The 15,322-nt window shown below is 69.7% G+C and carries 12 protein-coding genes; 3 read left to right on the plus strand and 9 right to left on the minus strand.

The features are described 5' to 3' along the window. Nucleotides 1–63: 63 nt before the first annotated feature. From ON33_RS03690 to ON33_RS03700, 3 genes are all read right to left on the minus strand, one after another. A complete protein-coding gene (locus ON33_RS03690; protein WP_157184390.1) occupies nt 64–657 on the minus strand; it encodes a DUF2771 family protein in 594 nt (197 codons plus the stop codon). A 16-nt stretch (nt 658–673) separates the two neighbouring features. Then, the gene (locus tag ON33_RS03695) at nt 674–2,335 is read right to left on the minus strand and encodes an MFS transporter (RefSeq protein WP_083868569.1); all 1,662 of its coding nucleotides are present in this window, start codon (nt 2,333–2,335) and stop codon (nt 674–676) included. Between the two features lie 576 nt (nt 2,336–2,911). Beyond that, entirely contained in the window at nt 2,912–3,706 is a 795-nt protein-coding gene (locus ON33_RS03700) for a glutaminyl-peptide cyclotransferase (protein WP_040855037.1), read from the minus strand. Nucleotides 3,707–3,723: 17 nt separating this feature from the next. Between ON33_RS03700 and ON33_RS39290 the strand changes: the two genes are divergently transcribed. Both ON33_RS39290 and ON33_RS43020 read left to right on the plus strand, forming a co-directional pair. After that, nucleotides 3,724–5,187 (plus strand): DUF3027 domain-containing protein, encoded by a 1,464-nt coding sequence (locus ON33_RS39290; protein WP_245550284.1) that lies wholly within the window; start codon nt 3,724–3,726, stop codon nt 5,185–5,187. Nucleotides 5,188–5,329: 142 nt separating this feature from the next. Then, on the plus strand, nt 5,330–8,509 hold the full coding sequence (locus ON33_RS43020) for a sacsin N-terminal ATP-binding-like domain-containing protein (protein ID WP_245550285.1): 3,180 nt from the start codon (nt 5,330–5,332) through the stop codon (nt 8,507–8,509). An 81-nt stretch (nt 8,510–8,590) separates the two neighbouring features. Here ON33_RS43020 and ON33_RS03715 read toward each other — a convergent pair whose 3' ends face one another. Both ON33_RS03715 and ON33_RS03720 read right to left on the minus strand, forming a co-directional pair. Further along, entirely contained in the window at nt 8,591–9,205 is a 615-nt protein-coding gene (locus ON33_RS03715) for a TetR/AcrR family transcriptional regulator (protein ID WP_245550286.1), read from the minus strand. Nucleotides 9,206–9,337: 132 nt separating this feature from the next. Then, a complete protein-coding gene (locus ON33_RS03720) occupies nt 9,338–9,580 on the minus strand; it encodes a DUF2530 domain-containing protein (protein WP_051151603.1) in 243 nt (80 codons plus the stop codon). A gap of 109 nt (nt 9,581–9,689) precedes the next feature. Between ON33_RS03720 and ON33_RS03725 the strand changes: the two genes are divergently transcribed. Beyond that, nucleotides 9,690–10,127, plus strand: coding sequence for a MarR family winged helix-turn-helix transcriptional regulator (locus ON33_RS03725; RefSeq protein ID WP_040855042.1), 438 nt, complete (start codon nt 9,690–9,692; stop codon nt 10,125–10,127). A 6-nt stretch (nt 10,128–10,133) separates the two neighbouring features. Here the strand turns inward: ON33_RS03725 and ON33_RS03730 are convergent, their stop codons facing one another. The 4 genes from ON33_RS03730 to ON33_RS03745 all read right to left on the minus strand — a co-directional run bounded on the left by ON33_RS03730 (nt 10,134) and on the right by ON33_RS03745 (nt 15,313). Beyond that, nucleotides 10,134–10,544, minus strand: a complete 411-nt coding sequence (locus ON33_RS03730) for a YccF domain-containing protein (protein ID WP_218001366.1) — start codon at nt 10,542–10,544, stop codon at nt 10,134–10,136. 64 nt (nt 10,545–10,608) lie between these two features. After that, nucleotides 10,609–11,814 carry a GNAT family N-acetyltransferase gene (locus ON33_RS03735; protein WP_040855049.1) on the minus strand — a complete coding sequence of 402 codons (1,206 nt, stop codon included), beginning with the start codon at nt 11,812–11,814 and terminating at the stop codon, nt 10,609–10,611. Between the two features lie 714 nt (nt 11,815–12,528). Then, entirely contained in the window at nt 12,529–13,842 is a 1,314-nt protein-coding gene (locus ON33_RS03740; protein WP_083868565.1) for a citrate synthase, read from the minus strand. 187 nt (nt 13,843–14,029) lie between these two features. Continuing rightward, nucleotides 14,030–15,313, minus strand: a complete 1,284-nt coding sequence (locus ON33_RS03745) for an MFS transporter (RefSeq protein ID WP_040855052.1) — start codon at nt 15,311–15,313, stop codon at nt 14,030–14,032. Nucleotides 15,314–15,322 lie beyond the last annotated feature (9 nt).

Consider the following 15,322-nt stretch of genomic DNA (forward strand, 5'->3'; position numbering starts at 1 on the left):
AAGCCAACGGGCCCCGGTGATTCGATCACCGGGGCCCGTTTTCGCGTTGCGGCGGAGCAGATCTCAGCTGAACAGCGCGGGATCGAATTCGGCCGTGTGGATGGCCCAGATGCCACGGTTGATGACACCCTCGTTGCCGTTCTCGTCGCGGGCGGGAACAGGCAGATGCAGTTCCATGATGGCCAGGCGCACGTGTTCGCTGGCCGGGGTCTTGATGGTCAGGGCGCGCGGCTTGGCCCATTTGTCGTCGTGGTCGCGTTCGGGCTTGCCCGACAGCTTCCAGGGTTCCTTGTAGGTCAGGACGTCGCCGTCGACCTTGTTGTTCGGCAGGCGGTAGCCGATCAGCAGTTCCCAGGGCGCGTCGGCGATCTCCTTGGGCAGCGACAGCTGCACCGTCGAGCCCGGCGGCACGTCGAGTTCGGAGACGGCGCCGGTGTTGTCGCACTTGCCCATCGACAACTTGTCCTTGGAGATCTGCAGATCGCAGTACAGGAACGGATTCACAGACACCGATTTGCCGTGCGCGTACGCCGTCATCTCCGGATTCGGCTTCTCGGTGTGGCGGGCGATGACCACGATCGCGGCGAAATAGGCCACGGCCACCACGACTAGAACCGCCAGCAGAGCGATGATCGTGCGGGCTTTGGGTTGTCTCACCGGGGTTTCCTGTCCGTCACTGGGTGGTGGGTTCCCCCGCGCCGTGCGCACCGGGGATCTCCTGCTTGGCGTGCTGAGGTCGGTTACCGCCCAAACCGGGCAGCAGCGAATGACCACGGTAGCTGAACGCCGTTTGGATCAAGCCCAGCGCCATCGCCGACGCGACCACCGTGAACCCGATCCACCAGGTCGGCGGCAGCAGGACGCCCATGGCCCCGCCGACCACCCAGGACAGCTGCAGCACGGTCTCGGAGCGGCCGAAACCGGACGCGATGGACTCGGGCGGCAGATCGTCCTGGATGGAGGCGTCCAGCGACACCTTGGCCAGGGCGCTCGCACCGGAGGCGACCAGCGTCGCGAGGGCCGCGCCCGGCAGATTGCCCATCACCGCCGCCACCACCGCGACGGCCACGCACGCGCCGGTGCAGCTGACCACGATCAATTGCGGGCGGCCGAGTTTCATGCGCGCGCCCGTCGCGTTGCCCGCGAAGTTGCCGATGCCCGCGGCCGCGCCGATGACGCCCAGCATGGCCAGCTGCTGCACCGGCCGATGCTCGGTGGACTTGGCCACGAACGCGCCGTAGAAGGTGAGGAAGCCGGTCAGGATGCGCACGGTGCTGTTGCCCCACAGCCCGGTCACCACCGAACGGCCCAGGGGCTGACGGCGTTTGCTCGCCTGCACCGCGTCGGCCTGGCCCGGGTCCAGCACCTCGGTGCGGGCGTCGTTGCCGTGATAGCCGAGGGTGGCCGGGACCTCGCCCTCGGTCACCTCCACCCAGGACGGGATGCGCAGGCTCAGGATCGCGCCCGCCGCCGCGAGGGCCGCCGCGAACAGCAGCGCGCCGGTGGAGCCCGCGATTTTGGCGGTCAGCGCGGCCACCGCGCCCGCGCCGATGGTGCCGCCGACGAGGCCGAACACGGTGAGCCGGGAGTTGGTGCGCACCAGGTCGATTCCCGGCGGCAGCACGCGCGGCGTGACCGCGGATTTCAGCACCGAGAACGACTTGCTCAGGATCATCATGCACAGGGCCAGCGGATACAGCGCCCAGTTGTCGATATTGAAGATGAGCAGCCCGGCGATGAGCACGCGGATCGCGAACGAGCCCGCCAGGGCGACGCGGCGACCGCGCTGCAGGCGGTCCAGCATCGGCCCGATGACCGGGGCGATCACCGCGAACGGGGCAATGGTGATCAAGAGGTACAGCGCCACTTTGGTTTTGGATTCCGCCGTGGCGCTGGCGAAGAACAGCGTGTTGGCCAGCGCCACCGCGATCGCGGCGTCGGTGGCGAAATTGGCCATGGTGGCGTAGATGAGCGCGGTGAGTCCCGACTCCTCCGCGCCGTCGGCCTTGGCGGCGCGCTGGAAGGTCGCGAACCCGCTCTGCGTCAGCTCGATGCTGCGGCGGGCCGCGACCCGGGTGACGGTCAGTTTGCGGGGCGGCTTGTGCAGCCCGCCGCTGTCGGAGGCATCCGGATCGGCCTCGTGCGAAAACGATTGCGTGTGAGTCGTTTCCGGCTGTGGCGCGGCGGTGTTCCGCGTGTTGTCGGGGCGCGTCGGATGACCCGGATCGCGGGGTGCGGGAGGCGTGGATTCCGGCTCGTGCGACCGGGATCGGGACGCGGACTCCGCGTCGTACCGTTCGGGGTCGTGCGAGCGCGGGGGCTTGGAAACGCGCAGGCGTGGCGCGTGCTCGTGGCGGTGCGAGGCGGAGCTTCCGGACTCCGGGTCGTAACGCACTCGCCGCGTGGTGCCGAAGTCGTGCGGCTGCTGCCACGCTTCCGGCTCGCTGTCGGTTCCCCTGGGCGGCTGGCTCTCGTACGGCCGGGTCGGGGGGTTGTCCTCGGACCGGCCCTCATTGGCGGCCTTCTCGTGGCGGCGGCGTGCCCAGCGCGAGGTCCGGCCCTCCGGTTCGCGCGGTGGTTCGCCGCCCGGGCCGCGCGCGGATTCGCCGCGCGACCGGGAGGGCGGGTCGGCGGGACGCGCGGGCGCGCGGCGGGCCAGGAATTCCGGCACTTCGCCGGCCTCGCTCGGCGGGACGGGACGACGGCCCGCGCGGTTGGCGGGCGGATAGCGGTCGTACCCCGGATGCCGTTCGATCATGGGTGAGTCCTCGTCACCCCAGCGACCGGGATCGGCACCGGGGTCACGGGGAGCAGTCACGCCCCCAATTCTTGCAGTGCCGTCGGCCGGTGGCTGCACTACGGCCGGTGTGGGCCGCCACAAGTTCGTGGCGACCGGTCGCCACGGGCCTGATCAGGCAGGGACGAAACGCACTTCGTAGGACGTCGGCCACTTCTTGCCGGTGAGCAGGAAGTGATCGGTGCCGGGCAGGTGGGCGATGCCGTTGAGGACGTCGGTGTCGGGGGTGCGGGCACTGCCGGGGAGCAGGCCGGCGGCGTCGATCGCGCCGAGCACCTCGCCGGTGCCGGGGTCGATGCGCAGGATGGTGTTCGTCGGCCAGGCGTTGGCGTACACGGAACCGTCGGGGGCGCAATCCAGTTCGTTGAGTTTGGCGTCCTTGTGGCTGGTGAGCGCCACGCTCCCGGTGACCGCGAAGGTCTGCGGGTCGCGGAAGGCGAGGGTGGAGCTGCCGTTGCTCATGACCACGCGGCCCTCCCGCGTGCACAGGCCCCAGCCCTCGCCGTCGAAATGCGTGGTGCGGAGTTCGGCGAGAGTGGCGGGGTCGCGGGCGATGGCGACACCGTTCTTGTAGGTGAGTTGCCAGAGCACGTCCCCGGCCCGGGTGATGCCCTCGCCGAACAGGGTCGCGGGCAGATCTGCGCGGGCGAGTTCGGCGCCGGTGTTCAGGTCGGTGGCCCGGACCGCGGAGTGGCCGTTGAGTCCGGTGCCCTCGTAGAGAACCGGCCCGTCGACTTCCAAGCCTTCGGTGAACGCGCCCGGATCGTGCGGCCGGGTCGCGACCACCTCGACCCGCAACTTCGGCGTGTTGTCGCTGCTGGTGCAGCCGGTCGCGGTCGCGGCCAGGGCCAGGGCCGTGGACAGCATGATCGTGGCGGTCGCTACCGGTGCACGGCGTTTGCGCTCCATACGGCAAAATGTAGGGCGTGAGCGCGGTTGGAGTTTCGGAGTCCGGTATGCGGCCCATCCTGGCGGAGGCGGTCGAGCTGGCCCGCCGTGCGCTCCTGGACCTGGAACCGGTCGGAGTGGGCGCGCATCTGGGCGTGACCGGCGAGGACGAGTCGTCGGCCACCCATCACTTCGAGGCGACACTGCCCGGCTATCGCGGCTGGCAGTGGGCGGTTGTGGTGGCCGCGCCGCCGGAGGCGACCACCGCCACGGTGAGCGAGTCGGCGTTGCTGCCCGGGCCGGACGCGCTGGTTGCGCCCGACTTCATTCCGTGGGATCAGCGCATCCGGCCCGGTGACCTCGCGCCCGGCGATCTGCTGGCCCCGCCGCTCGGCGACCCGCGCCTGGTGCCCGGCTATGTCGCCACCGGCGACCCGGCCGTCGACGAGGTGGCCCTGGAGATCGGCCTCGGCCGCACCCAGGTGCTCTCCCGCGAGGGCCGCGAGGAGGCCGCCGACCGCTGGTTCTCCGAATACGGCCCCGACACCGACATGGCCCGCGCCGCACCGTCGACCTGTGGCCGCTGCGGCTTCTTCGTCCCCATGGCCGGCTCGCTGGGCGCCGCCTTCGGCATCTGCGCCAATGCCATGGGTGCCGACGGGCACGTGGTCCACGTCGCCTACGGCTGTGGCGCCCACTCCGACGTCGAACTCCCCACCGGCAACGGCTCGCCTCTCTACGAGGCTTACGACGACGCCGCCGTGGATCTGTTCCCGACCGCGGACCTCCGCGAGACCGCCACGCCCGCAGCCGAATCCGGTGAGCAGGGCGAAGTGGGCAATTCCGGCGCGGTAGAGGTCGTGGAAGCGCCTGCGCGCGACGCGGATTCGACGACCACCCTGGCCGACGCTGACGCTCCCGCGAAGGGCGATGCCGCCGGGACCGGTGATGCCGCCGCGACCATCGGCTCCGTCGAGGCTGCCGCGACCGAATCTCACGTTGTGTCAGCGGCGGAATCGGGCGAAGCGGACGCTGATTCGGCGGTCGACGCGGCCGCTGCCGCGGACACCAACGGCGAGGATGCGACCGGCGAGGTGGCCGTGGCCCCGGCCGAGTCGGATGCCGAGACCGCGGATGTGCAGGCGGGTGTGATCGACGCGGACGTCACGGTCGCGGCTGTGGCGGTGGCGTCCGAGAGCGGCGATGCGGCCGGGGACCCCGCGGTGGGCGATGCGGCCGGGGACCCCGCGGTGGGCGATGCGGCCGGGGACCCCGCGGTGGGCGATGCGGCCGAGGGCCCCGCGGTGGGCGATGCGGCCGAGGGCCCCGCGGTGGGCGATGCGGCCGGGGACCCCGCGGTGGGCGATGCGGCCGAGGGCCCCGCGGTGGGCGATGCGGCCGGGTTGTTCGAGGTGGGCGGTCCGGATTCGGTGTACGACGATGCGTGGGCGGTGAACGCGGTTCGGGTGGAGCCCGAGGGCGGGTCGTCCGAGTCGCGCTGAGGCGATCGCCCGGCTAGTTTGTAGCGCCGCCGGATTCCCGGCGGCGGGCACGGTTTTCGGTGGATCGTGCCGTGATTCTGTGAGATACCCGGATGCTTGGCCCGGCGTGCCATCAACGGTTGTGCGGAAGGGGTGTTAGGGCGTGGTCGCGACCGATGCAGGGGATCCGTTCGGGACGGCGGAACTGCGGGCCGGGGTGGTGGCCGCCTGGCGCGGATCGCCCACCCGGCTGCGGGAGGACGCCGCCACGGAGGCGGACCTGGTCCGGGCCGGCTACCGGGACCGCTTGCTGACCGAGCTGGCGCAGAACGCCGCCGACGCAGCCGCCAAGGCGGGCGTCGACGGCCGGATCGCGGTGTGGCTGGACGGCCGCACCCTGCATGTCGCCAATACCGGTGCGCCGCTGGATGTTTCGGGTGTGCACGCACTCACCGCGCTGCGGGCTTCAGGGAAGACCGAGGCCGCGGCCGTCGGTCAGTTCGGCGTGGGATTCACCGCGGTGCTGACCGTGTCGGACGAGGTGGAATTCCGCTCGACCGGCGGATCGGTGCGGTTCTCGCGGGCCGAGACCTGGGCGCTGCTCGGGGTGCAGGGCATCGAGATCCCGGAGACGCCCGCCGATTTCGAGCCGCCCGCGCTGCGCCTGGCCTGGGCCACCGCGGAACGGCCCGTGAGCGGCTTCGACAGCGAGATCGTGCTGCGGTTGCGCGAGAGCGTGGACACCGTCGCCCTGCTCACCGCGATGCGGTCGGAAGCGGCCGACCTGCTGCTGGAACTGCCCGCGCTGCACGGCATCCGGATCGGTGACGACGAGATCCGCAGCGCCGAGCGGGAACTCGGCGACGGCCTGACGGAGCTGCGCGTCACCGGGCCGAATTCCGATGAGCGCGTGTGGTGGCAGTACCGCACCGAGCGCGCCCGCTGGCTGCTGCCGGTGCGCGACGGCCGGCCCGTCGCCACCCGCCCCGACGTGCTGCGCGCGCCCACCCGCTCCGACGAGGAGCTGTCCATCCCGGCCCTGCTCATCGCCGACATCCCGATGCAGCCGGATCGCCGTCGCCTGCTGCCGGGCGCGCCGCTGACCGCGCTGGCCGCCGGTTACGCCGCGTTCGCCCGCGCTCTGCCGCCGCGCGACCGGCTGGTGCTGGTCCCGCTGCCCGGCTTCGCCCGCAGCGAGGCCGACAGCCTGCTCCGCGAGGCCCTGATCACCGAGCTGCGCGACAACGAGTGGCTGCCGGTCCTCACCGGCCGTCCCGAATCAGGCGGCGAATCCGCGCCGGTACCTGCGGAATTCGACGCTTTCGGCAGGACCGATGAGGCTGGCGCGGAGTCGGCATCGGGTGATCTCGATACCGCGGCCGCGCTCGAACTCGGCACCGCCGCCGAGGTGGCGACGCTCGCGGGCGGGAGCGCCGCGAAGGTGACCGCGGCGTGGGAGCAGGAAACACTGCCGCTGTGGGATCTCCCGTCCGAGAGTGAGGGCCCCGCCGACTCGGTCGAACCCCATGACGCCATCGGCCCGCACGACGTGGTCGCCACCTTCGACGCGGCCCGCGACCGCACCGCCGAGTTCGGCGAATCATCCCCAGCGGACCTGGGGATGGTTGTGGATGAATCGCCGATCGCCGAAACTGCGGGTGCGGATTCGCGGTCGAACGTGGCCGCGCCGCGCCGGACCACCGTATTCATGGGCGCCACCGTGGATTTGGCCGATCTACTGGCGGATATGGTTGGCCCGCTGCTGATTCCGGAGCTGTCCGGCCGCCAGTACTCCGATGCCCTCGCCGTGCTGGACGTGCACCGGATCGGCCTGGCGCGGATCGCCGAGCTGTCGAGCAGCCTGGAACGCGAACCGCAGTGGTGGTATTCGCTCTACGACGCCCTGGAGTCGTTCGCGGTGGATCCGCTGGCGGTGGAGGAGCTGGGCGCGCTGGCGGTGCCGCTGACCGACGGCCGCCTGGTGACCGGGCCGCGCACGGTGGTGCTGGACGACCGTCTGGAGCAGGCGATTCCGGTGCACTGGGCGCGTCTGGTGCATCCGGAGGCGGCGCACGAGCTGCTGGGCCGGCTGGGCGCGCGCCCGGCAACGCCGGAGGATCTGCTCAACGACCCCGGGCTGCAGGCGGTGCTGGAGGACGACCCGAGCGACCCGGACACCGTGGACGCGGTGCTGAACCTGGCGGCCACCACCCTGGCCGCGCCGGGTGTGCTCCCGTCCTGGCTGGGCCTGGTCGAATTGCCTGATGTGGACGGCGAATCGACGCCGGCCGACGAACTGCTGCTGCCCGGCGCGCCGCTGGCCCGGGTGCTCGTCGAGGATTCGCCGTTCACCACCGTGGACGCCGAGGTGGTCGAGCGCTACGGCCCGGAAGCCTTGCGCGCCATCGGCGTCGGCTGGAGCTTCACCCTGGTCACGGAGTCCGATCCGACCGGCCCGGACCACCACCTCGACGATGAGGAGACCTGGTGGGAGGGCCTGGCCGACGATCCGGCCGAACTGGTGGCCGTCCGCGATCTGGACCTGGTGGACGACGCCGAATGGCCGGAAGCGTTGCGGCTGTTGCTGTCCGACGAGACGACCCGCCGGCTGCTCGCGGACCGCGACGGCTACACCGCCTGGTGGCTGCGCCATCACGCCCACATCGACGGCATCCCGCTGGGGCTGCTGCGCCACCCCGACGACACCCTGTTCGCGGGCCTGCTCCCGCAGCTGCCGGGATTCGACACGCACGATCTGGCGGTGCTGCGCGGCGTGCTCGCCGACCCGGAGGTGCTCACCCCCGTGCTGGCCGAGGAACTCCTCGACGCCCTCGCGGATCCGGCGAGAATGCCCACCCCGGAATCGATTTCGCAGACGTACCGGTATCTGGCCGAGGCGCTCGACACGGGTCGCCTGGACACCGAGGACCTGGTGCTGCCGGGGCAGGTGCGCGCCCTCACCGGTGAGGTGATCGCGGCCGCGGACGCCATGGTGCTGGATCGCCCGTGGCTGGGCCCGGCCCTGCCCGCCGACCGGCTGGTCGTGGGTGACCTGGCGTCGGCGCGCCCGCTGGCCACGCTGCTGGATCTGCCGCTGGCCTCGGAGGCGGTGACGGCGGAGGTGGTGAGCACCGGCCGGGAGACCAGTTGGACCGCCGAGCCGCTGGGCGTGCTGCTGCGCCTGCAGTTCGACTTGCCGCTGCCCGCAGGCGATCTCGTGGTGCACGACGAACTCCGCGTCCGGCTCACGGGCGCGTTCGAGGCCACGGTCACGGTCGCGTGGTGGCGAGACGGCGACATCACCCACGTGCAGGCGCAGCCGCAGAATTTCGGGCACCGCTAGGGATTCGGGTCCGGCGCGGGTGTGCTGCGCAGTGCCTACGAGTGCTGCGCAGAGCCCGCGCCGGAGCGGAGGAGGCCCGGGTCAGGCCGCGTGGGTGGCCACGGTGGTGGCGAGGACGTCCAGTTGGTCACGGACAGCGGCGCTGTCGTTGTCGACCAGCCAGCGCAGCACGATGCCGTCGATGGCGGCCAGCATGAAGCGGGACAGCGTGCCGACCGGCACTGTCCACGAGGTACCGGTGGCTTCGCGCGCGTGCTCGATGACATCGGCGACCGTGGAGTCGTTGAAGGTGTACTGCTCGCGCGCGATGGCGAGTTTGGCGGGGGTCTGCTCGCCTTCGCGTAGCGCGTACGTGGTGGTTTCGTAGGTGAGTAGTTGGCGTTCCGGAGTGGCTTCGATGTTGAGCCACATGAGTTCCAGACCGGCGCGGACCAATTGTTGCAGCGCTTCTTTTCCGGCTCCGACGTCTTGCCATACCGTTTCGTTGGCGTCGACGGAATCGCGCAATTCCATCGACAGCGCCTTGACCAGCTCGGTCATCAGCTGATCTTTGTTTTCGAAACAGTAATGCACCACACCGAGGGAAACACCGGCTGCCTGGGCAACATCGCGCGTGGTAACTCCTGCCACGCCCTTTTTTTCGGCAAGGCCGATGGCCGCCTCGATAAGGTGGGCCCGTCGTTCTTCGACGCTCAATCGGGAGGACACTCCAGGGAGTTAAGCCTCCGAGGCGCGTGCAGTCAATTCGCACGGTCCGCAAGTTCGTTTTGTCAGAGCGTCCTGGACGGCCGACCAGTCCTTTTGTCCGGTAAACGGGGCGCTGGCACGCTAATCCAGACCGAGCTGGGCGCCTTTGTCCCCGCGCCGCGCGCTCCGCCGCTGGATCGTGAAGATCGTGTAGCCCAGCAGCCCCACCGCCAGGCCCATCAGGCAGACCGGCCGCGCGGTCGCCCACTCGTCGTTCGCCCACACCGCCGCCGTCGCGATCAGGAAACCTATGGTGCCCACGGCCAGCACCGGCCGCGGATCGGTGAAGCGCGGCGGAATCTCCGGAACGGGCGGCGTGGTCACTCCACCAGAGTAGAGGGCAGGGGCGGTTCGGGTAGAACGCCGGGGCGGCCGCCCTCCACGCACCGGAACAGACGCCCCCTGCGCGAGCGGTCCCGTATCGTTTGCCTCTGTGACAACGCCTTCCGACATTCGAGCGCTCGCCGGTGAACTTTCGCTGGCGGTGGTGCGCTTGACTCGGCATCTGCGAGGCCGGCGGGCCGATGCCCAGATTTCGCTGACCCAGCTGTCCGCGCTCGCCACGCTGAATCGGGAGGGCGCCATGACCCCGGGTTCGCTGGCCGCCAAGGAGCGGGTGCAGCCGCCGTCGATGACCCGGGTCATCGCCTCGCTGTCGGAAATGGATCTGGTGGAACGCAATCCGCACCCGACCGACGGGCGGCAGATCATCGTGTCGCTCTCCGACGCCGGGCGGGCCCTGATCGCGGACGAGAACCAGGCCCGCGAAGCGTGGATGACCGATCAGCTGTCCCGGCTCTCGCCCGCCCAGGTCGGCGTGCTCGCCGAAGCCGTCGGGATCATGAAGCAGATCGTCGACGAATCCGAGTAGCGCGGGTCAGTAGCCGAAACGCCGGTCGCTGTCGACGATTTCGCGACCCAGCGGGAACAGCGAGATCGGGATCAGCTTGAGATTGGCCCAGGCGAACGGGATCCCGATGATGGTGAGGGCGAGGGCGATGCTGGTAGTCAGGTGACCGAGCGCCAGCCACCAGCCGGCCACGATGATCCAGACGATATTGCCGAGCATCGAGCCGACGCCCGCGCCCGGCTTCTCGACGGCCTCCCGGCCGAAGGGCCACAGCACGAAGCTCGCGATCCGGAAGGACGCGATACCCCACGGGATGGTCACGATCAGCACGCAGCAGATGAGCCCGGCCAGGACATATCCGAGGGCCATCCAGAATCCGACCAGCACCAGCCACAGGACGTTGAGTATCACCTGGATGGGTTTCACATAATCAAGCATGCCAGCGCCGGGCGGCCACCCACCACCGGGAAAACCCTGATCTTCCCGGTGCCGGGGGACCGGCTCAGAAGAACCAGCCGAGTTCGGCGTCCCGTTCGGCGGTGAACGCCTCGTCGAACGCGCGCAACACGGCCGCGTCCTTGGCCTGGATCCGGTTCGCGGCCGCGAACACCTTGGCCCGGTAGCCGCCGAAGTAGAGGCTGCCGAGGACGTCGATACCGAGTTCGAGATCCGGGGTACGGCCGGTGGGCGCGCACTCGGCGATGCCGTCGCGGACCCGCAGTGCGAAGGTGCCGCCCGCGTCCCGGAACGGATCGTCCACGGACAGCACCACATCCACATCCCGCTGATAGGTGCGGGCGGTGAGGGCGGCCGGGACGTCCATGATCCGGGTCCACAGCGCGTCGTGCCGGCCGGTGACGTGCACCAGGCGCGGGTTTGTGACCAGGTAGGGGAGCGGATCGTGGTCGCTCAGGGTCGCCTCGACGGTGTGCACCAGATCCAGGCTGAGCAGGATTCGCCACAGCGCGGCATGGGCTTCGGCGGTGACCGTGCGCACCTCGCGCACGGTGGCGGTGTTCTTGTCCTCGTGCCAGGCCCGCCGCAGGATGGCGTAACCGTCGGGATGGATCAGGAAGAACTGCGGCGAGCTCTCCTCGTTCTGCACCGAGTCGGCGAAGACGCGCTGCTGCCAGCGGGCCTCGGGCCGGACCTGCGCGCCCGGGACCAGCCGGCGCCAGCGGTCGTAGATCTCGGGCAGCCGCACCTTGGCCTCGTCCAGCGAGGCGACCTGAACACCGCCGGGATCCGGTGTGGTGGAACGGAATTCGGCGGTCCGCCCGCGTACCGAGATCTCGTTCGCCACGATGGACGGGCCATAGCCGAAGCGGCCGTAGATGGTGCCCTCGCTGGCGGTGAAGATGGTGAGCGGTACGCCCTCGGCCTCGGTGCGCCGATGCTGCTCGGTGTAGAGCGCCCGCAGAATGCCGCGCCGCCGATGGGTCGGCGCGACCACGACGCTGGTGACGCCGCACGCCTGGACGGTGCGCGCGCCCGGAACCGTCACGGTCATGGTGCAGTCGTTGGTGTGCCCGACGATGCGATCGTCATCCACGGCCACCAGAGCCCGCTCGGTCGGAAATACGCCGTTGCCGAACTCCAGATCGGCCGGGCCGACCCGCATCCCGAAGCAGACCTCGGACAGGCGGATGATCTCCGCCCGCTCCTCCGCTCGCGCCGAACGCACGGTAATGCCATTCGTCGATGCCATACCCCCGAACATCCCACGAGTCACGGTCCATCGCACCCGATTTTCTCCGGCGTCACCTGCCGCCCCCGCCGCGGCAGGTGACACCGGAGCTCGGAACCCCCGACCACCCCTTGCCCCCTGAGTCCCCCGATCACCCCTTGTCCCCGCATCCCCCGGACTCCTTGTCCCCGCATCCCTCGGACTCTTTGTCCCCGGATCCCTCGGACTCTTTGTCCCCGGATCCCCCGGACTCTTTAACCCCGGATCCCCCGGATCCCTCCGCCCCCGACCGCCGGTCTCCTCTGCCCCGAGATCCGCCGGTTCCCCCAAGCCTCCGGACCGCTCTGTCCGCAGGCCCTCGGATCCATCGCGTCAGATCCCCCCGGATCCGACGCCCCCCGAATCACGTTCCCCCGGAACGCCCCCCGTCCCTCCGGATCGGTTACGGGTGCGTCAGCGCCCCGATGATGTCGAGGATGTTGCCGATCGCGGCCGTGGCATTGGCGGCGATGGACGATCCGAGCAGTCCCAGCACGATGCTCCCCTCCGTATTCGTATGTCCCTGCGGCACATACCTTTTCACTGTTCGTGAGATCGTGTCCGTCTCACAGGAACAAGATTGCCGCCGCACTCCAGCAAGATTCTTAACAAGTCCTTGTAAACGAAAAACCCCGCCGCAACGATGCGTTGCGGCGGGGTTCTCCGGAAACCCTTCGGGCGCAGGGCCCGTCGGTGTCAGCGACCGTTGATCTGCACGTAGTCGCGCTCGCCGTAGCCGGTGTAGATCTGGCGCGGTCGGCCGATCTTCAGCGGCTCGCGGTGCATCTCGCGCCAGTGGGCGATCCAGCCCGGCAGGCGGCCCATGGCGAAGAGCACGGTGAACATGCGGGTCGGGAAGCCCATGGCCCGGTAGATGACGCCGGTGTAGAAGTCGACGTTCGGGTACAGGCGACGCTCGATGAAGTACTCATCGGTCAGGGCGGCCTCTTCGAGGGCCTTGGCGATGTCGAGCAGCTGGTCGTCGCCGCCGATCTTGGACAGGATGTTGTCCGCGACCTGCTTGACCAGGGTGGCGCGCGGGTCGTAGTTGCGGTAGACGCGGTGCCCGAAGCCCATGAGCTTCACGCCGTCTTCCTTGTTCTTGACCTTGCGGACGAACTCCTTGACGTCGCCGCCCTGGGCCTTGATGTCGTCCAGCATCTCCAGCACGGCCTGGTTGGCGCCGCCGTGCAGCGGGCCCCACAGCGCGTTGATGCCGCCGGAGACGGAGGTGAACAGGTTGGCGTCGGACGAACCCACCAGGCGCACAGTCGAAGTCGAGCAGTTCTGCTCGTGGTCGGCGTGCAGGATGAGCAGCATGTCCAGCGCCGCGGCGATCTCCGGGTCGACCTCGTAGGGCTCGGCCGGGAAACCGAAGGTCATGCGCAGGAAGTTCTCCACCAGCGACAGCGAGTTGTCCGGGTAGAGGAACGGCTGGCCGACCGACTTCTTGTACGCGTAGGCCGCGATGGTCGGCAGCTTGGCCAGCAGGCGGATGGTGGACAGCTCGACCTGCTCGGGGTCGCGCGGATCCAGCGAGTCCTGGTAGTAGGCCGACAGCGCGTTGACCGCGGAGGACAACACGGGCATCGGGTGCGCGTTGCGCGGGAAGCCGTCGAAGAACCGCTTCAGGTCCTCGTGCAGCAGGGTGTGCCGGCGGATCCGGTCGGTGAAGTCGTCGAGCTGGGCCTGGGTCGGCAGCTCACCGTAGATGAGCAGGTAGCTGACCTCGATGAAGGTCGACTTGCCGGCCAGCTGCTCGATCGGGTACCCGCGGTAGCGCAGGATGCCCGCCTCGCCGTCGATGTAGGTGATGGCCGACTTGGTCGACGCGGTATTCATGAAACCGGGGTCGTAGGTGACGTACCCGGTGCTGGCGAGCAGCTTGCCCAGGTCGATTCCGTCATTGCCCTCGACAGCCTTGGTGACGGTCATCGGGTACTCGCCGCCCGGGTATTGCAGTACCGGCTTGGCGTCGTCGTCGACGTTGATGATGTTCTCAGCGGGCACGGAAGGATCCCTCTCAGGCTTGTAACCGTAGGCATCGGACGCGGTCGGCGCGCGATGCGCTCGAGTCAACGCTAGCCGCTGTCCACTACGCCCTACCAATGAGGGTGGTGCTTTGCTACCTCACAGTCACATGCTTCGCAGGTGAGGAGAGCGGCTGTCATGTGCTATGCGCATGAACCCCGCGGCGTCACGCGAGCTGCACCTCCGAATGCGCACGTGCCACCCGGTATCGCACGAACGCCGGAAACGCCACGGCCGCGATCATCATGCCGATCACCACCAGGACGCCGCCGCCGGCCGCCGCCGCGGCGGTACCCACCGCCGCTGCCGCGAAACCGTGCGCAACATCACCGATGCGCGGTCCACCCGCCACGACAACGATGAAGACCCCTTGCAGCCGTCCGCGCATCTCGTCGGTCGCCACCGACTGCAACATGGTGGTGCGCAGGGCCGCCGAGAACATGTCCACCGCACCGCCGAAGGCCAAGCAGGCCAGCGCGATCCAGAGCGCGATCGTCAGCGTCAGCCCGTGCCCGGCCAGCCCGACGGCCAGGCCGAACCCGACCATCCCCAGACCCCACAGCACGATGCAGACCACTACGGCCAGACCCTGCCGCCGCACCCGCGACAGCCAGCCGGAGAAAACCCCGCCCAGCACCGCGCCCACCGACATGGCCGCGAACAGCAGGCCCAGCGCGGTACCGCCGGAGGCGTTGTCGCCGAAGCTGTCCTGGGCGATCTGCGGGAACAGGGCGCGCGGCATGCCGAAGACCATGGCCACCACGTCCACCGCGAACGAGGCCAGCAGGATGCGCTGGGTGGCCAGGTAGGCGAAGCCGTCGAACACCTCGCGCAGGCCCGCCCGCCGGGTCTCGCCGTGCGGCGGGATGGGCGGCAGTTTCCAGGTGGCCCACAGCGTGGCCAGCAGCGCGATCGAGTCGATCAGATACAGCGTGGCCAGGCCCGCGAACGGAATCAGCATGCCCGCCAGCACCGGTCCCGCGATGGCGCCGAACTGCATGACTGTCATGCTCAGCGAGTTGGCCGCGGGCAGCTGCTCGGGCGGCAGCAGGCGGGGGTAGATGGCGCTGCGGGCGGGCTGGTTCATCGCGAAGAACGCCTGCTGCACCGAGAACAGGGTCAGCACCAGCCAGGCGTTGTTCACCCCGGCGGCGGCCTGCGCCCAGAAGGCCAGTGAGGTCAGGCCGGTGCCCGCGCCGGTGACGAGCAGCATCTTGCGGCGGTCCATGGCGTCGGCGAGCGCGCCGCCCCACAGGCCGAAGACGATGAGCGGGATCAGGCCGAAGAGCCCGGCCAGGCCGACATACGAAGAGCTGTGGGTGATGTCGTAGAGCTGTTTGGGGACGGCTACGACGGACAGCTGTGCGCCGATCACGGTGACGATGCCGGTGGCCCAGAGCCTCCGGTAGTCAGGATCCCGTAATGGAGTTATGTCGGCGAGCAGCTTCACCGACCCAAC

This window comes from Nocardia niigatensis NBRC 100131, from assembly GCF_000308655.1.
GTDB lineage: Bacteria > Actinomycetota > Actinomycetes > Mycobacteriales > Mycobacteriaceae > Nocardia > Nocardia niigatensis.